The following is an 18,657-nucleotide window of genomic DNA, read 5'->3' as shown; positions in this document are numbered from 1 at the left end:
CGCCCGCGCCGAGCATAGATGAAGGTCACGGATTCATAAAAGGCCGATAACGGAACGATCACGTTTCAGCCGAGAATCCACCCCATCTTGGTGGAGGTGCTCCGGTAGCTCGCGCCCGTGTAGGTGTGCTTGGTCCACGGCGCGTAGACCCAGGTGCGCAGGGTGTCGGCCCTCGTGTCGATCTCGACGAACCGCATCGGGTTGGTCGTGGTGGAGTGCATCGCCAGCAGGTAGGAGTCGATCCGGTTGCCGTGGACCCCATGGTCGACCCGGTGCTTGGAGGTACCCGTGTGGCCGGAGAAGACCACCCGGATGTTGGCGTAGCGCGAGATCAGGTGGTCGTACAGGTACTGACCGGACGTGTCGCCGTAGCCGCCGCGGCCCTGGTAGATCTTCCCCGAGGACGTCAGGTAGGAGTGGGTGAGCACCATCACGTTGTGCCGCGGGTGCGTTGCGACCACCTGCTGGGCCCAGGCCACGACCGACTTCCGCGGCCACAGCTCGAGGTTGAGGACCAGCCAGTCCCCTCCGCCGGCGCTGAACACGTGGAAGGTGTTGTCGATCTTGCCCCGCTGGAACGCCCCCTCCTGGTCGAGCGGACCGGGCTTGAGGTAGCTGTTGAAGGTGCCGGTGGTGCGGAAGAGCACGCGGGTCCGGGCAGCGTCGCACGCGCTGCCCCCAGGGCAGGTGGCCTCGGTGTCGTGGTTGCCGATGGTGAGCGAGAGCGGGATGCCGGCCGCGGTGATCGGCTTCAGTCCGGCGGCCGCCCGCTGGTACTGAGCGTGGTCGGCGGTGTCCCAGTTGACGACGTCACCGGTGTGGCTGACGTAGCGGAGGTCCAGCGCGCTGCGGTTCTTCACCAGGTAGTTCGCCCGGTTGAGCATCCGGCCGTCCCCGTTGCTCAGCACCTCCTGCTGGGTGTCCGGCATCACCGCGACCGTGAACTTCGTGTCGACCGGTGCCTTGCGCAGGTAGAAGCGCACCTTCTGCTTCTTCCAGCCGGTCGCGACCAGCGCCGCCTTGTCGGCCCGGCTGGTGACGAAGCGGTGCAGCTGGCCCTTGCGGTAGCTGGTCACCGCCACCAGGCAGCTGCGGCCGGCGCGGCCGGCGTAGAACGCCGTGCCCTGGTCGACGTAGCCCATGGCGCTCACCACGCGGGCGATGTCGGCCGGGGACGAGGTGTAGAAGAAGTCCCCCCGCGCAGGCCGGTAGAGGCGGTGCACCGCAACCAGCCCGCGGCCCGCGGCCTGCGCGGCCAGCACCGACGTGTCGCGCACCGAGGTGAAGCCCAGGCCGGCGGTGGCCGCCGACTGCGTGGCCGAGGTGGTCAGGGAGCTGGTCTGGGTACTCGGGTTGACGCGTTCCCGCACCGTACGGTCGAACGAGCCGCAGCTGGCGGCGGCCGCAGCGACCGCGGTGCCGGACGGAGCCAGCAGCACCAGTCCGGGGACGGCCAGCGAGGCCGCCAGCAGGGTGACGAGCGGTCGGCGACGGTCGCGCCGTACGGTGGCCGCGGCGGTGCGCGGCGGGGCGAGGGGACTCTCCGGGGTCGACAGGACGGGCTGCCAGCTTTCACGCTGCACGTGGTTCTCCGCTCGGGCCGTGCTGGGGGGATTCGTCGCAGCGTAGTTCGAGTCGAGCGGGCGGCGCCTCGCCGAGAAGTGGTCCCCGGCGTGGGCGTGAGAGTTCTCACACCTGACACGCCGGGTTTCACCGGGCCTTCTTCTCTCCGTTACCGACGCTTTACGACCAGGGCGACGGCACCGGACGGGGTCCGGGACAGCACGACGGTGGCCGAAGCCGTGCCGTGGCTGCCGAGTCGCCGCCGCAGCTCGGCCGGGTCGACGTCCAGCCCGCGGAGCTTGATCTCCAGTGTCCCGACGCTGTGGTCCCGCAGCCACCGACGGAGCGCCTTGCGGTCGTACGGCAGCACCTCCAGCACCTCGAAGGCGACCGCGAACGGCGTGGGCACCAGCTCGTCACCGCTGAGGTAGGCGATCTGGGGGTCGATCGACCAGGCCCCCAGCCGCTCGCCGAGCACCGCGACACCGCGGGCCCGGATGACAGCACCGTCGGGCTCGTACAGGTAGCGGCCGACGGGTCGGACGGGCAGCGTCGGGTGGGGCCGGGCGGCGGTCGGTCGGGCCACCGCCAGCCGCTCGGCGGGCAGCAGCAGTGCGGCGTCGACCCCGGCCTGGGCGCCCGAGCCGGCCCAGAGCGCCACCTCGACGGTGTCGGTCCCCGCGCTGACCCACTCCGCCTCGACCCCGGGCGGGACCAGCGCGTGCGGCAACGCCGGGCCCAGCTTGACCCCGGCCACCCGGTCCCCCGCCAGCAGCCCGGTGACGAAGTCCCAGCCGGGCGTGAAGTCCGAGACCTGCCACAGCCGGCCGCGGGCGTTCCGCCGGGCGGGGTCGCAGAACGCCGCCACCCCGGGCCCGAGCAGGGCGGGCGCCACCTCCTCGGCGTCGGCGCAGATGACCTCGGCACTGGCCATGCGGGGACGAGCGCCGTCGGGACGGACGCCGAGGTTGGCCCGGGCGACGGCCGCCGTCGCCGGGTCGCTCTCGACCGCCACCACCTCCAGACCGGCCCGGACGAAGGCGAGGGCGTCGGCACCGATGCCGCAGCCGAGGTCGACCACCCGCCGGACCCCGGCCGCCCGGAAGCGGGCCGCGTGGTGGTCGGCGACGACGGGCCGCGTCGCCTGCTCGAGCCCCTCTCGGGTGAAGAACAGGCCCGCCGCGGCGTCGCCGAACTTGGTCCGGGCCCGGCGCCGTAGCGACGCCTGGTGCAGTGCCCCCGCCGCCTGCTCCGGCCCGTACGCGGCCCGGAGCCTCGACGCCGCCGCAAGCCCGTCCGGGTCGGGCTCGGCCATCGCCGCGGCCAGGGCTTCCGCAGTCAGACCGAACGGCAGGGCGGGTGCGGGCACCGGGTCATTCTGCGCTGCCCGCCGGACTCGACTCCCCCGCCCCGGGCCGGGGACGCTGGTGACGTCCGGTGGCCGGGGAAGGATCGGCTGCCAAGGTGTAGGCCGAACCGACAGTCCCGGCTCCGAAGGACCGAGGTGCCTCGTGCGACCCGGGGGCCCTGGTGCGCCCGGCCGGCGGGGCGTCTCAGGGCCGGCGGGGCGTCTCACGCCGTGTCACGCCGCGAGCACGAGCTCCGTGAGGCCGCGGAGCACGCTGCCCGGCCGGCGCCGGAGGGGGCCGGCCCGGTGCAGCCCCGGGTAGCGCTCCGCCAGCCGTCGCACCGTCACCGCGGCCTCGAGCCGGGCCAGCGGCGCCCCGACGCAGTAGTGGATGCCGGCGGAGAAGGCCAGGTGCTCGGGGGCGGGCGCGGCGCCGGGGGCGTACCGGCTCAGGTCGAAGGTGTCCGCATCGGCGAACACGTCCGGGTCGCGGTTGGCCCCGCCGACCAGCAGCACCACCATCTGGCCGCGGCGGACCGGCCGGCCGGCGAGCTCGACGTCGCTGGTCGCGACACGGAAGGTGCGCTGGACGGGGGCGTCCCAGCGCAAGGTCTCCTCCACGGCGGCGCTGGCCAGGCCGGGGTCCTCGACGACCGCGCGCCACTGGTCGGGGTGGTTCAGCAGGGCCAGCACGGTGTTGCCGATCAGGTTGACCGTGGTCTCGAAGCCCGCGACCAGCACCAGCGTGCAGAAGGGCACCAGCTCCTCGGCGCTGATCGACTCCGGCTCGGCGGCGACCAGCCGGCTCACCAGGTCCTCAGCCGGCTGCTCCCGCTTGAGGGCCAGCACCTCGCCGAAGATCGCGGCCAACCGACGGTCGGCCTGCACCAGCCGGGCGAGGTGCGCGACGGACTGGATGCCGCTCAGGGCCCCGCCGATCGTCGCGCCGTGCCGGGCGAACTCCGCGGAGTCGCCGACGGGCACGCCGAGCAGCTCGGTGATGACGGCGATCGGCATCGGCTCCGCCAGTCTGCTGACCAGCTCGAACGGCTCGCCGGGCGAGCAGCCGTCCAGCAGCCGGTCGACCACCGCCGCCACCTGACCGCCGTACCCGGCGATCGCCCGCGGGGTGAAGGCGGGCGTGGCCAGCCGCCGCAGCCGGGTATGGGCGGGCGGGTCCAGCTCGAGGAAGGACAGCCGCCCTTCGCCCCGGTTCGGCGCGTCGCCGCGGACGCTCCAGTCCCGGTCCCGCAGCACCGCCCGGCACAACGGGTGACTGACGGTGATCTGGCCGAACCGGGCCACCGGGACCACCGGCCCCCGGCTGCGGATGGCCTCGTACATCGGGTAGGGGTCGGCCTGCCCCGCCGGCAGCAGCAGCTGGGCGAGCGGGTCGTGCCGCACCCAGCCCAGGTAGGCGGCGGCAAGGGGCTCGACCAGCAGCTCCTCCAGCATCGCCAGCGCTGGTCGGACGTCCATCTCGGCCTCCCTCACCTCACCGACCAGTCTGCTACCGGCACTCGGGATCGACCAGGGCCTCAAGCCGACCGGGGCGGGCTCAGACCAGGATGCGGGAGACCGGCAGGGAGGAGTCGGCGCCGATGTCGAGCGCTGAGGGCCGCCCGCCGGCCATGACCACCTCACTGCCGAGGACGGCGATCATGGCGCCGTTGTCGGTGCACAGCCCGGGCCGCGGCGTGCGCAGCTCGATGCCGTGCGCCGCGGTCCGCTCGGCCAGCAGGGTGCGCAGTCGCGAGTTCGCCGCCACTCCCCCGCCGATCAGCAGCGACGGGGTCTCGGTGTGCAGGCATGCCTCGACCGCCTTGGCGGTGAGGACGTCGCAGACCGCCTCCTGGAAGCTGGCCGCGACGTCGGCGAGCGGTACCTCCTCGCCGTCGCGTTCGCGGGTCTCCACCCAGCGGGCGACCGCGGTCTTGAGGCCTGAGAAGGAGAAGTCGAAGCGGTGCTGCTCGAGGTCACCGGCGCCGGTGAGGCCGCGCGGAAAGGCGATGGCCCGCGGGTCGCCGGTCGCGGCCCGGTCGATCACCGGACCGCCGGGGTACGGCAGGCCCAGCACCCGGGCTACCTTGTCGTACGCCTCGCCGGCGGCGTCGTCGATCGTCGACCCGAGCTCGGTGATCGAGGTGGCGATGTCGGTGACCCGGAGCAGCGAGGTGTGGCCGCCGGAGACCAGCAGGGCCACGCAGGGCGAGGGCAGCGGGCCGTGCTCCAGCAGGTCGACGGCCACGTGCCCGGCCAGGTGGTTGACCCCGTAGAGCGGCTTGTCCAGAGCCAGGGCCAGGGCCTTCGCGCTGGCCAGGCCGACCACCAGGGCCCCCATCAGGCCGGGTCCCGCGGTGACGGCGATGCCGTCCAGCTCGACCAGGTCGACATCTGCGGCGGCGCAGGCGCGTTCCAGCGTGGGCACCATCGCCTCGAGGTGCGCGCGGCTGGCCACCTCGGGCACCACGCCGCCGAACCGGACGTGCTCCTCGACGCTGGAGGCGACCTCGTTGGCCAGCAGCTCGTGGCCGCGGACGATCCCGACGCCGGTCTCGTCGCAGGAGGACTCGATGCCGAGGATGAGCGGTCCGGTCATGGGCCCTCCGTTTCCCACCGGGCCAGCTCACGCTCGGCGGCGGCGTACCGCTCCGGCCAGCCGGGCAGGTCGTAGAGCTTGAGGATGAGCGCGTGCTCCCCTGGCCCGTAGTAGTCCGGGCGGGCACGCAGCTGCTCGAAGCCCACCCGTTGGTAGAGCGCGATCGCCGGTTCGTTGCGGTAGCCGACCTCCAGCATCACCGCCAGGGCGCCGAGATGACCGACGGCCTCCAGCCCGGCCCGGACGAGGGCGAGCCCGACGCCGCGTCCCCGCTCGGCGGGGGCGACGACCAGCCGGTGCAGGTCGGCCAGCTCGCCGGTGGTGAACAGCGAGATCACCCCGACCACGCCCCCGCTGCGGGCCAGCAGGACCGTACGGCCGGAGCCGACCAGCTCTCCGGCCCAGCTGCGCTCGCTCCACTGCTCCTCGGCGGGAAAGCCCTCGCGCTCCAGAGCCAGGATGGCGGGCAGGTCGTCGTGCCGGGCGGCGGTGAGGTGGGCGACCGACGCGGCGGCGCCGTCAGGGCTGGTCATCTCGGGCGCCGCCCTCGGTTCGAGGCCGGGCGGGCGGCGGCGGAGGCGGGGAGCAGCACCGACTTGCGCCGGGTGGGCTCGGCGGCGTCGGGTCGGCGCAGGTAGAGCGGTTCGCGGCCGGCGTCGGGTAGGCCGGGGCCGCGGACCGCCAGCACGCCGGGGTCGAGCGTCCGCGGGCCGAGCACCGCCTGCAGGTGGTCGGGGTAGAGGTCGGCGCCCGGTCCGACGGTGGGCAGCGCAGGCACCTCGCCGGCCGGGCCGACCAGCGGAGCGCCCAGCCGGACGCCGCGGGCGTCGTAGCGGGCCCAGTAGACCTCGCGCCGGCGGGCGTCGGTGGCCACCACGAACTGCTCGGGCGCGGCCGCGTGCTCGGCGACGACCTGGGCGGCCAGCACGTCCAGGCTGCAGACGCCGCGCCACGCGATGCCGAGGGCCGACGCGAGAACCTGCGCGGTGACGATCCCGACCCGCAGGCCGGTGTAGGGACCGGGGCCCAGACCGGCGACGATCAGGTCGAGGTCCGCCGGGGCCACCCCTGCCTCGCGCAGGCAGCGCCGGACCAGCGGGATCAGCTGCTCGACGTGCGCCATCCGGTCGGGGACTCCTGCCACGGCCAGCACGGTGTCGCCGCGGGCCAGGCCGACCGTGACCGTGGTCGAGGTGTCGACGGCGAGGACCAGCGCTCCGGCAGCGGAGTCCGGCTCAGTCACGGGGGGCCTCCGCCAGAGCCGAGAGGTTCACGTCCCGCCAGCGCACGCCTGTGCCGCGCAAGGCCACCAGCCGGGTGTCGGGCCCGGTGCCGGCCTCCGGCCGGGCGACGATCTCGATCTCGAGCCGGTCGGTGGCCAGCCCCTCGGCCAGCCCCGCTCCCCACTCGACGAGCGTGACGGCCTCGGGCAGGGTGGCGTCCAGGTCGAGGTCGTCCAGCTCCTCCGCACTCGTCAGCCGGTACGCGTCGACGTGGACGAGGGCGGGTCCTGCGGTGGCCGAGGCGTGGATCCTCGAGATGACGAAGGTCGGGGAGATCACGGGGCCCTCGGTGCCGAGGCCGCGGCCGATCCCTTGGGTGAGCGTGGTCTTGCCCGCCCCGAGGTCGCCGGTGGCGATCACCAGGTCGCCCGCGCGGAGCAGGCCGGCCAGCCGCTCGCCGAGGGCCCGCATCTGCTCCGCGCTGGCCACGGACAGCACGGCCGGCAGTCGCTTGACCAGAACGACGCCGTTCGGGGCTGGACGCTCGATGGCGTAGCCCCGGTGCTGCCAGTAGGCGATCAGGTCGGCGAACTCGCCGCGGGCGAACAGCTCCACCCGGCGGAAGCCGGACCGGGCGGCCACCTCCTCGGCGGCCGCGACCATCGCCGAGGCGATGCCGTGCCGTTGGAAGTCCGGGTGCACCGAGACCCGCCGGAACGTCGCGGCCTGGGGGTCGACGCCGTCGGCCAGGACCAGGATCGCGCCCGCCGGGCGGCCGTCCACCTCGGCGTAGATCCCGTCCCCGAGAGCCAGGCTCGCGGCGACGGTGGCGGCCGTCTCCTCACTCGCCGTCGACGGCGGGTCCAGGGCGGGCCGGGCGCCGAAGGCGGCGTGGATGACGTCGACCATCCCGGCGGCGTCGTCCTGCGATGCCACCGAGACGACCAGATCCACCACCGAGACGCTCACCGTTGCCCGATCCTACGGGGCGCGCGCGGCCCCGGACGCAGCGCAGGCCCCCGGCGGGAGCCGGGAGCCTGTGCTGAGGATCAGTGCCGAGGAGTCAGCCCCTCGGGCTGAGCCGGGTCAGCGGTCGAAGCTGCGACGCGGGCTGCGCCGACCCTCGTAGCCGCCGGAGCGCGGGCCGCGGGGGCCGCGCGAGCCACGGTCGCCGCCGGGCTTGCGGCTACTCCGCGGCGGCGCGATCAGCCGCTCGTAGTCGGCGGAGGAGACCGCGACACCGCTCGGCTGCCGGGCACCGGTGATGGTGGCCACGGCCGCGTCGCCGGGCTGGCCGGTGAGCGACTCGGGCTTGACCCCGGCCTGGGACGTGAGGCGCGTCATCTCGCGACGCTGGTGCGGCAGCGCGAGGGTGACGACGACACCGGTGCCACCGGCGCGGGCCGTCCGGCCGGCGCGGTGCAGGTACTCCTTGGGGCCGGCCGGCGGGTCGACCTGGAGGACCAGGCCCACCTCGTCGACGTGGATGCCGCGGGCGGCGACGTCGGTGGCGACCAGGACGGGCAGGTCGCCCTCCTTGAAGACCGAGAGGATCCGGGTCCGGGCGCCCTGGGTCAGGCCGCCGTGCAGCGCCCCGGCCATCACACCGGCGTCACGCAGCTGCTCGGCGACCCGGTCGGCGCCTCGCTGGGTGCGGACGAAGACCACGGTGCGGCCGCCGCGGCCGGCGATCTCGGCGGTCAGGGTGGCCTTGTCGTGCGGGGCCACGTAGACCAGGTGGTGGGCCATGGTGGTGACGCTGGCCTGGCTGGAGTCGACCTCGTGGGTGACCGGGTTGCTCAGGTAGCGGCGGACGAGACGGTCGACCGCACCGTCGAGGGTGGCGGAGAACAGCATCCGCTGGCCGCCGGCGGGGACGGTGTCGAGGATCTGGGTGACGGCCGGCATGAAGCCGAGGTCAGCCATGTGGTCGGCCTCGTCGAGGACGACGACCTCGATCCGGGTGAGGTCGACCGCGTTCTGGTCCATCAGGTCGATCAGCCGGCCGGGGGTGGCCACGACGATGTCGACGCCGCGCTGAAAGGCCCGCAGCTGCGGGGTGTAGGACATGCCGCCCGCGACGAGCACCGTGGACAGGCCGAGGGTGCGGGCCAGCGGGGTGAGCACGTCGGTGACCTGCATGGCGAGCTCGCGGGTCGGGACCAGGACGATGCCGCGCGGGTCCTTGCTGGTGCCGCCGGCGAGCCGGGTCAGCATCGGTAGGCCGAAGGCGAGCGTCTTGCCCGAGCCGGTCTGGCCGCGGCCGAGGACGTCGCGGCCCGTCAGCGCGTCCGGGATGGTCGCGCTCTGGATCGCGAACGGGCTGGTGATGCCGCCGGCGGTCAGGGCGCTGACCAGCGACGGCGGCAGGCCGAGGCTGGCGAAGTCGCCGCTCGTCGCCGCGGCCGGGGCGGCGGACACGGTGGGGACGGTGGCGGTCACATCGACCTCGTCGCGGTCGACGGGGCGGGAGTCGGTACGGGCACGGTCATCTCTGCGGTTCTCCGAACGGGGACGGTCGTCCCTGCTATACGTGGGGCGACGGTCGTCGCGGTTGAAGGCGGGACGGTCGTCCCGGCTGTACGAGGGGCGACGGTCGTCGCGGTTGAAGGCCGGGCGGTCGTCCCGGTTGAACGAGGGGCGACGGTCGTCGCGGTTGAAGGCCGGACGGTCGTCGCGGTTGAACGAGGGGCGACGGTCGTCGCGGTTGAACGAGGGGCGACGGTCGTCACGGTTGTAAGCCGGACGGTCATCGCGGTTGAACGAGGGGCGACGGTCGTCGCGGTTGTCGCCACCGCTCCCCGAGCCCGTCGAAGGGCGCTGAGCGGATCGGTCGTCACGGTTGTAGGCCGGACGGTCGTCGCGGCGGTTCTCCCAGCGCGGGCGGTCGACACGACCGGTCACGGGGCGGCGGTCGTCGCGGGCCGGGCCGGAGCGGCGGGCATCGTCGCGGCGCTCAGGACGGACATCCTCGCGGCGCTCGGGACGGGTCGTGCCCCAGGTGGTCGACTCGCCGCGGCCGACTCGCTGGCCCCCGCTGCGGCGCGGGTCGTGGCCACGCTCCTTGCGCTCGCTGGCGCTCCAGCGCTTCTTCTCGGTGCCGTCCGCCTTGTGGGACTTCGCGGCAGGCTTGCTCTTGGCAGGCATGAAACTCACACTTCTGTCCGGCGATGCGGACCTTGGTTCAGGCACGTCAACGCCCGAACCATCTGTGGTGAGGTGGGAAGACGAGCCTACGAGCGCATTCTCTTCTCGGAGCGCGCGGTGACCGGGCTACGGAGCAGCGACCGGGACCATCACCCTACCATCGGAGTTGCGTACCCGAAGAATCGGAGCGGCCGGACCAACCCGTACCGCCCTGCTCGGGCCCGCTCCGCCAGCTGGCCGAGCACCGACGGAACTCCGTCTGGCGCCGGTTCATTCCCGCTGACCGAGATAGCGACGCGGGACCCGTGGGCCGATCCGGGTCACGATCTCGTAGCCGATCGTGTCGCACCAGTCAGCCCAGTCGGCCGCCGTCGGCTCCCCGTCGTCACCAGGACCGAAGACCAGCACCTCGGCCCCGGGCTCGTACGTCGAGTCCGCGCCCAGCTCGACGACGAACTGGTCCATGCAGATCCGCCCGCGCACCGGGACCCGGGTGCCGTCGAGGCCGACCTCCGCCCGGTTGCCCGCGTGCCGCGGGATGCCGTCGGCGTAGCCCAGCGGCACCAGCCCCACGGTCGTGCGTGCGGGGGCGGTCCAGGCCCAGCCGTAGGACACCCCCGCGCCGGCCGGGATCTCCTTGACGTTCGCCAGGGTGGCGCGCAGGGTCATCACCGGCCGCAGCTCGATCCCGGCCATCCCCGCCAGCCCAGGAGCAGGCTCCACCCCGTACGCGGCGACGCCCACCCGGACGAGGTCGTACCGGGTCCGGGGCGCCACCAGGGCGCCGGCGGAGTTGGCCAGGTGCTGCAACCGTGGACGCAGCCCGGCCGCGCGCGCCGCTGCCCACGCCCGATCGAACGCCTCGACCTGAACGGCCGTCGCGGGGTGGCCGGGCTCGTCGGCCGCCGCGAGGTGGGACCAGACGGCGACCACCTCGACCGCACCGGTCTCCTCCGCCTCGGCGGCCGCCGCGAACAGCTCCGGCCAGTCCGAAGAGGCGGCCCCGTTGCGGGACAGCCCGGTGTCCACCTTGAGGTGCACCCGCGCCCGGCGCTCGGTCACGGCCGCGGCGGCCACCAGCCGGGACACCTGGTCGGCCGACTGCACCGAGACGTCCACGTCGGCGGCCACCAGCGGCGCGAGATCCTCGTCCACGCCGTAGAGCCAGGCCAGCAGCAGCCCGGTGTCACCGTCCTCGCGCAGGGCGAGCGCCTCGGCGGGGGTGGCCACTCCCAGCCAGGCCACCCCGGCCGCCCGCGCGGCCGCCGCGCAGCGCAGCATGCCGTGACCATAGGCGTCGGCCTTGACCACCAGCATCAGCTGGGCCGGCGCAGCGTGCGCGGCCAGCGTGCGCAGGTTGGCCCCCAAGGCGGACAGGTCGATGTCCGCGCGGGCCGTGGCCGGGTCGATGCCGGCCGTCACCGGTGCAGAACCAGCTGGTCGCGGCGCCGCTGGAGGTCCCCAAGCAGCGCACCGATGGCTCGGGCCAGCTCCTGCGGCGGGATCGCGCCCGGGTGCGCCTCGGCGGCGGTCGCCTGGACCGACGCACCGAGCTGACCCGCGAGCTGGGGGCGGACCCCCGCCGCGAGCAGGGCGGCGCAGACGCCGCCGAGGACGTCGCCGGACCCGGCCTGAGCCGTCCAGGACGGACCGGGCCGGGCTACCAGGACGAGGTCGCGACCGGGGGTGGCCACCAGCTGGGTCGCGCCCTTGAGCAGCACGGTGGCCCCGATCTGCTCGGCGCCGGCCCGGACGGCGCGGAGGGGGTCCGCCTCGACCTCACCCCGCGGTACGTCCAGCAGCCGGGCCAGCTCACCCGCATGCGGGGTCAGCAGCCAGCTGTCCGGGCAGTGGTCGGGGAGGTACCGGAGCCCGTCGGCGTCGACCACGGCAGGCAGACCCTCGTCGGCGGCGCGGAGCAGGGTGTCGCCACCCGCGGCGTTGTCGCCCCAGCCCGAGCCGAAGAGGTGGGCCTGGACCCGTCCGGGCGAGAACACCACGCTGGGCAGCTGCGCGCCGATGATCTGCGCCGGCCGGTCCGAGCCGAGGAAGCGGACCATCCCCGCACCGGCGTAGACGGCACCGTAGGTCGACATCACGGCCGCGCCGGGGTAGGTGTCCGACCCGGTGTCGACGCCGACGACGCCGCGGGCGTACTTGTCACCGTCGGCGGCCGGGTAGGGCCACGCCTGGGCCAGGTCGTCGTAGGAGCAGCCGCGCAGGGCAGGCAGCTCGTCCGGGTCGGCGTCCTCCAGGCCGATGTCGACCAGCTCGAGCTCACCGCACCGGCTACGGGCGGGTTCCACCAGGTGGCAGGGCTTGAGCACGCCGAAGGTCACCGTCCGGGTGGCCCGGATCGCCGGCCCCGGCACAGCGCCCGTGTCGGTGTCCACTCCCGAGGGCAGGTCGACGGCCAGCACCGGGATCGACCAGCGGCCGGTCACGGCCACGAGGCCCTCCAGCGGCCCCGTCAGCCCGGCCCGGCCGCCGATGCCGAGGATGCCGTCGACGAAGAGGTCGACGGGCGGCCGCGACACCGTACCGAGGTCGACGAGCCCCGCCTGATCGGCCGAGCGCAGCATCCCGCCGGCCGCCAGCAAGGCGGCCAGCCCCGCCTCATGGGTCCGGCCGAGGGCGAGCACCGCCGTCACCCGGACGCCGCGCCGCGCCAGCCGCGCCCCGGCGTGGAGCGCGTCGCCGGCGTTGTTCCCGGTACCGGCCAGCACGACCACCCGGGCTCCGTAGACCGAGCCGCGGGTACGTCGCAGCAGGTCCAGCGCGCTCCGGGCCAGCCCGGCGGCCGCCCGCTGCATCAGCACGTCCGGGCCCTCGACGGCCATCACCGACTGCTCCAGGGCCCGCACCTGGTCCGCCCGGTAGGCGTGCAGGTTCACTGCTCGCACACCACCATGGCGGAGGCGATCCCGGCGTCGTGGGAGAGCGACAGGTGGATCCGGCCGATGCCCAGCTCGGCGGCGCGGGCCGCGACGGTGCCGATGATCTTGAACGTCGGCCGACCAAGATCATCGGTGTGGACCTCACAATCCAACCAGGACAGGCCGGACGGGGCACCGAGGGCCTTGGCCAGGGCCTCCTTGGCCGCGAACCGCGCAGCCTGGGACGCCACGGGGCGCTCGGCCTCGGCCGGGGTGAACAGCCTGGTGATCATGCCGGGACGGCGCTGGACGGCCGCAGCGAAACGGCTGACATCGCACACGTCGATGCCCACTCCCACGATCACGCTGCCCAGGACCTAGCGAGTGGTCACTCGACGGTGACGGACTTGGCGAGATTCCGCGGCTGGTCGACGTCGTGGCCCTTGCGGCTGGCGAGCTCGCAGGCGAAGACCTGCAGCGGCACCGTCGCGACCAGTGGCTGCAGCAGCGTGGACACCCGCGGCAGCCGGATCAGGACGTCCGCGTACGGCGTCACGTCGTGGTCGTCCTCCTCGGCGAGCACCACCGTCCGGGCGCCGCGGGCGCGTACCTCCTGCAGGTTCGACAGCACCTTGGCGTGCAGCATGTCCCGGCCCTTGGGCGGAACCACCGCGAACACCGGCAGGTCGTTCTCGAGCAGGGCGATCGGGCCGTGCTTGAGCTCACCGGCCGCGAAGCCCTCGGCGTGGATGTAGGCGAGCTCCTTGAGCTTGAGCGCGCCCTCGAGCGCCACGGGGTAGCCGACGTGCCGGCCCAGGAAGAGCACGGAAGGGGCATCGACGAACTCCGCGGCCAGGTCCAGCACCGGCTGGATCCCGTCGAGCACCGCGGCGATGGCGTCCGGCATGGCCGCCAGCTCGCGCATCACCGCAGCGATCTCGTCGCCGAACTTCGTTCCCCGGACCTGCGCGAGGTAGAGGCCCAGCAGGTAGCAGGCGACCAGCTGGGTCAGGAAGCCCTTGGTCGAGGCGACGCCGATCTCGGGGCCGGCGTGGGTGTAGATCACCGCGTCGGCCTCGCGCGGGATCGTCGAGCCGTTGGTGTTGCACACCGCCAGCACGCGCGCCCGCTGCTGCTGGGCGTGCCGGATGGCCATCAGCGTGTCCGCGGTCTCGCCGGACTGGCTGATCGCCACCACCAGCGTCGTCGGGCCGACGATCGGGTCGCGGTAGCGGAACTCGCTGGCCAGCTCCACCTCGCAGGGGATCCGCGTCCAGTGCTCGATCGCGTACTTGGCCACCATCCCGGCGTAGAAGGCGGTGCCGCAGGCGATCACCACGATCTTGTCGATGCTGCGGAGCTCGTCCTCGCTGATCCGGATCTCGTCCAGGGTCAGGCGTGCGTTCGCGTCGTAGCGTCCGAGCAGGGTGTCGGCGACGGCCCGCGGCTGCTCGTGGATCTCCTTGCGCATGAACCAGTCGTAGCCGCCCTTCTCGGCGGCGGAGAGGTCCCAGTCGACGTGATAGGGCCGGACCTCGGCCGGGCTGCCGTCGAAGGTGGTCACCTCGATCGCGTCGGCGGTGATGCGGACGACCTGGTCCTGGCCGAGCTCGATGGCCTCGCGGGTGTGCTCGATGAAGGCCGCCACGTCGGAAGCCAGGAAGTTCTCACCCTGCCCCACCCCCACCACCAGCGGGGAGTTCCGTCGGGCGGCGACCACCGCGGTCGGGTCCTGGCTGTCCACCGCGACCAGGGTGAACGTGCCCTCCAGCCGACCGCAGACCGTCCGCAGCGCCTCGTCCAGACGCGCACCCGCCTCGACCTGCTGGGCCACCAGGTGGGCGACCACCTCGCTGTCGGTCTCCGACGTCATGGTGAGGCCGGCGGCCTCGAGCTCGCCGCGGAGCCGGACGTAGTTCTCGACGATGCCGTTGTGGACCAGGGCCACCCGCTCGTGCGCCGAGAGGTGCGGGTGGGCGTTGACGTCGTTCGGGCCACCGTGGGTGGCCCAGCGGGTGTGCCCGATACCGAGCCCGGAGGTGGGCAGCGGGTGCTCGGCCAGCTCCTTCTCCAGGTTGCCGAGCTTGCCGGCCTTCTTGGCCAGGTGCAGCCGGCCCCCGGCCACGACGGCGACGCCGGCCGAGTCGTAGCCGCGGTACTCCAGCCGGCGCAGGCCGTTGACGACGGTGTCCACGGCGGCCTGGGGTCCGACGTAACCGACGATGCCGCACATGCGCGGAACCTTACCCCGCGGCTCCGGCGCCGGAGGGCTCCTCGAGCCTGCGGGTCGAGCCGGGGCCGAGCCGTTAGATTTCTGCCCATGCCCTCCGACGCCCAGGTCTTCGGGCCGTACGTGGAGCGCAGCCGGGCCGACTGGGCAGCCCTGGCCGAGCAGTCGGCGGTCAGCCTCGACTCTGCGGCGCTCGAACGCGTCCGCGGGCTCGGCGACCCGACCAGCCTCACCGACGTCCGCGAGGTCTACCTGCCGTTGAGCCGGCTGCTGACCCGCTACGTGCTGCACACCGGCGAGCTCTACCGCTCGACGAGTGAGTTCCTGCAGCTGTCGGTGGACCGGACCCCGTTCGTCATCGGCATCGCCGGGTCGGTCGCGGTGGGCAAGTCCACCACCGCCCGGCTGCTGCGCGAGCTGCTCGCCGCGTGGCCCGAGCACCCGCGGGTGGACCTGGTGACCACGGACGGCTTCCTCTACCCCAACGCCGAGCTGGAGCGCCGCGGGCTGATGCAGCGCAAGGGCTTCCCGGAGTCCTACGACCGGCGGGCCCTGCTGCGCTTCGTGATGGACGTGAAGTCCGGACGCGAGGAGGTCGCGGCACCCGTCTACAGCCACTTGGTCTACGACATCGTGCCCGAGGCGCAGGTCGTGCTGCACCGCCCGGACATCGTGATCATCGAGGGCCTGAACGTGCTGCAGCCGGCCCGGGTTCGCCCGGACGGCACCACCGGCCTGGCGGTGAGCGACTTCTTCGACTTCTCCGTCTACGTCGACGCCGACACCGCCGACGTCCGGGACTGGTACGTGGCCCGGTTCCTGTCCCTGCGCGAGACCGCCTTCCGCGACCCGCGCTCCTACTTCACCCGCTACGGCGAGCTCTCCCCCGCGGCTGCCGTGCGTCAGGCCCAGCAGGTGTGGGACAGCATCAACGGCCCCAACCTGGTCCAGAACATCCGCCCCACGCGTGGCCGGGCCACCGCGATCCTGCGCAAGGACGCCGACCACCACGTGAGCTGGGTCCGGATCCGCAAGGTCTGAGGCGCCGGGACGATCGAGCACCCCTTCGCGGCCCAGGCACCCCGTGCAGGAGGTGCCTGACCTGATGAGGGGCGCCTCGCCGCCAGCCCGGTCAGAGCGCCAGCGAGGTGCGGACCACGTCGGCGAGCCGGTGGGCGAGGTCGTTGGCCTGGTCGAAGGTCTCGGCCTCGACCATGACGCGGACCAGGGACTCCGTGCCCGAGGGGCGCAGCAGCACCCGGCCGGAGTGGCCGAGCTCGGTCGAGGCCTGCTCGACGGCCGCGATCAGCTCGGGGTCGGTGTCGGCCCGTGACTTGTCCACGCCCGGGACGTTCACCATCACCTGCGGCAGCCGGGTCATCACCGAGGCGAGCTGGGCGAGCGTCTGGCCGCTGGTCACCATCCGGCTCATCAGGTGCAGCCCGGTGAGCACCCCGTCGCCGGTGGTGGCGTGCTCCATCATCACCACGTGCCCGGACTGCTCGCCGCCCAGGAAGAAGCCGCCCTCACGCATGGCCTCCAGGACGTAGCGGTCCCCCACCCGGGTCTGCTCGACCGTCAGCCCGTGCGCCCGCATGGCGTTGACGAAGCCGAGGTTGCTCATCACGGTCGCCACCACCGTGTCCCTCACGAGCCGGCCCGACTCGTGCAGGGCGAGGGCGAGGACGGCGAGGATCTGGTCGCCGTCGACGATCCGGCCGGCGGCGTCCACCGCCAGGCAGCGGTCCGCGTCCCCGTCCAGGGCCACCCCAATGTCGGCCCCGCGGGCCAGCACCTCGGTGCGGAGCGAGTCCATGTGGGTGGATCCGCAGTTCTCGTTGATGTTGGTGCCGTCGGGGTCGGCGTGGATCCGGAAGACCCGCGCCCCCTGGGCCTCGAACGCCGCCGGGCCGGCCATCGAGCCGGCGCCGTTCGCACAGTCGACGACCACGGTGATGCCGTCCAGGCTGATCGGTCCGCCGACGCTGTTGACCAGGTGCGCGACGTAGGTCTCGACCAGGGAGGTGTCGTCGGTGACCCGGCCGACCGCCGCACCCGTGGGCCGCGTCCAAGGGCCCTCGAGCCGGTCCTCGATGGCGTCCTCGAGGGCGTCGTCGAGCTTGCTGCCGCCTCGGGCGAAGAACTTGATCCCGTTGTCGGGCATCGGGTTGTGGCTCGCCGACAGCATCACCCCGAAGTCGGCGCCGGTGGCCCCCGTCAGGTAGGCCACGCCCGGGGTCGGCAGCACGCCGAGACGGACGACGTCCACGCCGGCACTGGCCAGGCCCGCGACGACCGCGGCTTCGAGGAACTCACCAGACGCCCGCGGGTCACGGCCGACGACCGCGCGGGGCTTGCGCCCGCCGAGGTCACTCGGGTCGGCCAGGACATGGGCGGCCGCCACCGCGAGCTGCATCGCGAGCTCGGCGGTCAGCGCCTCGTTGGCCTTGCCACGGACACCGTCGGTACCGAAGAGCCGGCCCATTCAGCGCCTCGCGACGTCAGCGCTTGCTGTACTGAGGAGCCTTACGGGCCTTCTTCAGACCAGCCTTCTTGCGCTCCTTGATCCGGGCGTCACGGGTGAGCATCCCGGCCTTCTTGAGCGACGGGCGGCTCGCCTCCTCGTCCACGGAGTTGAGGCAGCGGGCGATCCCGAGGCGCAGCGCTCCGGCCTGGCCGGTCACCCCGCCGCCGTGGATACGCGCGATCACGTCGTAGGAACCGGGCACCGCGGCCGTGGAGAAGGGCTCGGAGACGATCTGCTGGTGCACCTTGTTGGGGAAGTAGTCCTCCAGCGTCCGCCCGTTGATGACCCACTGGCCGTTGCCCGGGACGATCCGGACGCGGGCGATGGCCTCCTTGCGGCGGCCGGTCGCTCCCGCGGGGGCGACGACGGCGGGACGGCCGGACGGGCCGAACGAGGTCTGCGGGGCAGCCTCGGACCGGTAGGCGATCTCGCGGTCCTCGTCGACGAACGGGGTGACCTCGTCAGGCGTGGTCTCGGTGGCGGTGTCAGACACGTGAATCCCTTGGCTTGAAGTTCTTCGCTGCTACTACTGGGCGATCTGGGTGATCGTGTACTGCTGCGGCTGCTGGGCCGTGTGCGGGTGCTCGGGGCCGCCGTAGACCTTGAGCTTCTTGATCAGCTGCCGGCTCAGCCGGTTCTTGGGGAGCATGCCCCACACGGCGAGCTCGACGACCTGGCGCGGGTCCTTGGCCAGCAGGTCGCCCGCGGCGATCGAGGTCAGGCTGCCCGGACGGCCGGAGTGCCGGTGGTAGAACTTGTCGGTCCGCTTGGCCCCACCGAGCGCGATCTTGGACGCGTTCACGATGACGACGAAGTCGCCGCCGTCGACGTGCGGCGCGAAGGTCGCCTTGTGCTTGCCTCGGAGCAGGGTCGCGGCGGTCACGGCGAGACGCCCCAGGACGACGTCGTTGGCGTCGATGACATGCCAGTTCCTGGTGATCTCGCCAGGCTTGGGGCTGTACGTGGACACGGTCGGAACCAGCTTCCGTTTGCTCGAGGTGAATCGGTCGGTATCGGTCTGTCAGGCGTTCGGTGGTTGCCGCGCACGGTCAGCACACGTACGTGAAGGCAACAGCGGACCAGACTACCGTCGCCACCGGCGAGGGTCAAAAAGGTCCGGCCAGACCCACCTCAGGTGGTGTCG

At 73.3% G+C, this 18,657-nt stretch carries 16 protein-coding genes; 1 reads left to right on the top strand and 15 read right to left on the bottom strand.

Going from position 1 to position 18,657, the window contains the following annotated elements:
* Positions 1-65: 65 nt before the first annotated feature.
* The 12 genes from ACFE7W_RS05085 to glmS form a co-directional block, all read right to left on the bottom strand.
* Positions 66-1,583 carry a metallophosphoesterase gene (locus ACFE7W_RS05085; RefSeq protein WP_375423706.1) on the bottom strand — a complete coding sequence of 506 codons (1,518 nt, stop codon included), beginning with the start codon at positions 1,581-1,583 and terminating at the stop codon, positions 66-68.
* Positions 1,584-1,732: 149 nt separating this feature from the next.
* On the bottom strand, positions 1,733-2,932 hold the full coding sequence (locus ACFE7W_RS05080; RefSeq protein WP_375423705.1) for a class I SAM-dependent methyltransferase: 1,200 nt from the start codon (positions 2,930-2,932) through the stop codon (positions 1,733-1,735).
* Positions 2,933-3,145: 213 nt separating this feature from the next.
* Positions 3,146-4,405: a cytochrome P450 gene (locus ACFE7W_RS05075; protein WP_375423704.1), complete on the bottom strand. Its 1,260-nt coding sequence runs from the start codon at positions 4,403-4,405 to the stop codon at positions 3,146-3,148.
* 64 nt (positions 4,406-4,469) lie between these two features.
* Entirely contained in the window at positions 4,470-5,510 is a 1,041-nt protein-coding gene (gene tsaD, locus ACFE7W_RS05070; RefSeq protein WP_375423703.1) for a tRNA (adenosine(37)-N6)-threonylcarbamoyltransferase complex transferase subunit TsaD, read from the bottom strand.
* A complete protein-coding gene (locus ACFE7W_RS05065) occupies positions 5,507-6,043 on the bottom strand; it encodes a GNAT family N-acetyltransferase (protein ID WP_375423702.1) in 537 nt (178 codons plus the stop codon). The genes tsaD and ACFE7W_RS05065 overlap by 4 nt, the downstream gene beginning before the upstream one ends.
* Complete coding sequence (gene tsaB, locus ACFE7W_RS05060; RefSeq protein WP_375423701.1) at positions 6,040-6,753, bottom strand: tRNA (adenosine(37)-N6)-threonylcarbamoyltransferase complex dimerization subunit type 1 TsaB; 714 nt, start codon at positions 6,751-6,753, stop codon at positions 6,040-6,042. The genes ACFE7W_RS05065 and tsaB overlap by 4 nt, the downstream gene beginning before the upstream one ends.
* Positions 6,746-7,702 (bottom strand): tRNA (adenosine(37)-N6)-threonylcarbamoyltransferase complex ATPase subunit type 1 TsaE, encoded by a 957-nt coding sequence (tsaE, locus tag ACFE7W_RS05055; RefSeq protein WP_375423700.1) that lies wholly within the window; start codon positions 7,700-7,702, stop codon positions 6,746-6,748. Before tsaE ends, tsaB begins: the two co-directional genes overlap by 8 nt.
* A 117-nt stretch (positions 7,703-7,819) precedes the next feature.
* Positions 7,820-9,880 carry a DEAD/DEAH box helicase gene (locus ACFE7W_RS05050; protein WP_375423699.1) on the bottom strand — a complete coding sequence of 687 codons (2,061 nt, stop codon included), beginning with the start codon at positions 9,878-9,880 and terminating at the stop codon, positions 7,820-7,822.
* A 270-nt stretch (positions 9,881-10,150) separates the two neighbouring features.
* Positions 10,151-11,302 (bottom strand): alanine racemase, encoded by a 1,152-nt coding sequence (gene alr, locus ACFE7W_RS05045; RefSeq protein WP_375423698.1) that lies wholly within the window; start codon positions 11,300-11,302, stop codon positions 10,151-10,153.
* Positions 11,299-12,783 carry an NAD(P)H-hydrate epimerase gene (locus tag ACFE7W_RS05040; protein ID WP_375423697.1) on the bottom strand — a complete coding sequence of 495 codons (1,485 nt, stop codon included), beginning with the start codon at positions 12,781-12,783 and terminating at the stop codon, positions 11,299-11,301. Before ACFE7W_RS05040 ends, alr begins: the two co-directional genes overlap by 4 nt.
* Positions 12,771-13,121, bottom strand: a complete 351-nt coding sequence (locus ACFE7W_RS05035; RefSeq protein WP_375423696.1) for a holo-ACP synthase — start codon at positions 13,119-13,121, stop codon at positions 12,771-12,773. The genes ACFE7W_RS05040 and ACFE7W_RS05035 overlap by 13 nt, the downstream gene beginning before the upstream one ends.
* 23 nt (positions 13,122-13,144) lie before the next feature.
* Positions 13,145-14,989, bottom strand: coding sequence for a glutamine--fructose-6-phosphate transaminase (isomerizing) (glmS, locus tag ACFE7W_RS05030; RefSeq protein ID WP_375423695.1), 1,845 nt, complete (start codon positions 14,987-14,989; stop codon positions 13,145-13,147).
* Positions 14,990-15,076: 87 nt separating this feature from the next.
* Here glmS and coaA point away from each other — a divergent pair, with 87 nt between their 5' ends.
* Positions 15,077-16,027: a type I pantothenate kinase gene (gene coaA / locus ACFE7W_RS05025; RefSeq protein WP_375423694.1), complete on the top strand. Its 951-nt coding sequence runs from the start codon at positions 15,077-15,079 to the stop codon at positions 16,025-16,027.
* 91 nt (positions 16,028-16,118) lie between these two features.
* On the opposite strand, the gene glmM is transcribed toward coaA, so the two are convergent.
* The 3 genes from glmM to rplM are packed head-to-tail and all read right to left on the bottom strand — an operon-like array spanning position 16,119 to position 18,483.
* Positions 16,119-17,471, bottom strand: coding sequence for a phosphoglucosamine mutase (gene glmM / locus ACFE7W_RS05020; protein ID WP_375423693.1), 1,353 nt, complete (start codon positions 17,469-17,471; stop codon positions 16,119-16,121).
* A gap of 16 nt (positions 17,472-17,487) precedes the next feature.
* Positions 17,488-18,006: a 30S ribosomal protein S9 gene (gene rpsI, locus ACFE7W_RS05015; protein ID WP_375423692.1), complete on the bottom strand. Its 519-nt coding sequence runs from the start codon at positions 18,004-18,006 to the stop codon at positions 17,488-17,490.
* Positions 18,007-18,039: 33 nt separating this feature from the next.
* Positions 18,040-18,483, bottom strand: a complete 444-nt coding sequence (gene rplM, locus ACFE7W_RS05010) for a 50S ribosomal protein L13 (RefSeq protein WP_375423691.1) — start codon at positions 18,481-18,483, stop codon at positions 18,040-18,042.
* Between the last annotated feature and the right edge of the window lie 174 nt (positions 18,484-18,657).

It is taken from the genome of uncultured Friedmanniella sp. (assembly GCF_964244285.1).
In the GTDB taxonomy this organism is placed as follows: Bacteria; Actinomycetota; Actinomycetes; order Propionibacteriales; family Propionibacteriaceae; genus Microlunatus.
The sequence above is the reverse complement of the archived record's forward strand: the minus strand, read 5'-3'. Positions and strand labels throughout refer to the sequence as shown.

Coding starts and splice junctions, on each gene's coding strand:
- coaA (WP_375423694.1), top strand. CDS start 15,077: ATGCCCTCCGACGCCCAGGTCTTCGGGCCGTACGTGGAGCGCAGCCGG.
- glmM (WP_375423693.1), bottom strand. CDS start 17,471: ATGGGCCGGCTCTTCGGTACCGACGGTGTCCGTGGCAAGGCCAACGAG.
- tsaD (WP_375423703.1), bottom strand. CDS start 5,510: ATGACCGGACCGCTCATCCTCGGCATCGAGTCCTCCTGCGACGAGACC.
- ACFE7W_RS05065 (WP_375423702.1), bottom strand. CDS start 6,043: ATGACCAGCCCTGACGGCGCCGCCGCGTCGGTCGCCCACCTCACCGCC.
- ACFE7W_RS05050 (WP_375423699.1), bottom strand. CDS start 9,880: ATGCCTGCCAAGAGCAAGCCTGCCGCGAAGTCCCACAAGGCGGACGGC.
- glmS (WP_375423695.1), bottom strand. CDS start 14,989: ATGTGCGGCATCGTCGGTTACGTCGGACCCCAGGCCGCCGTGGACACC.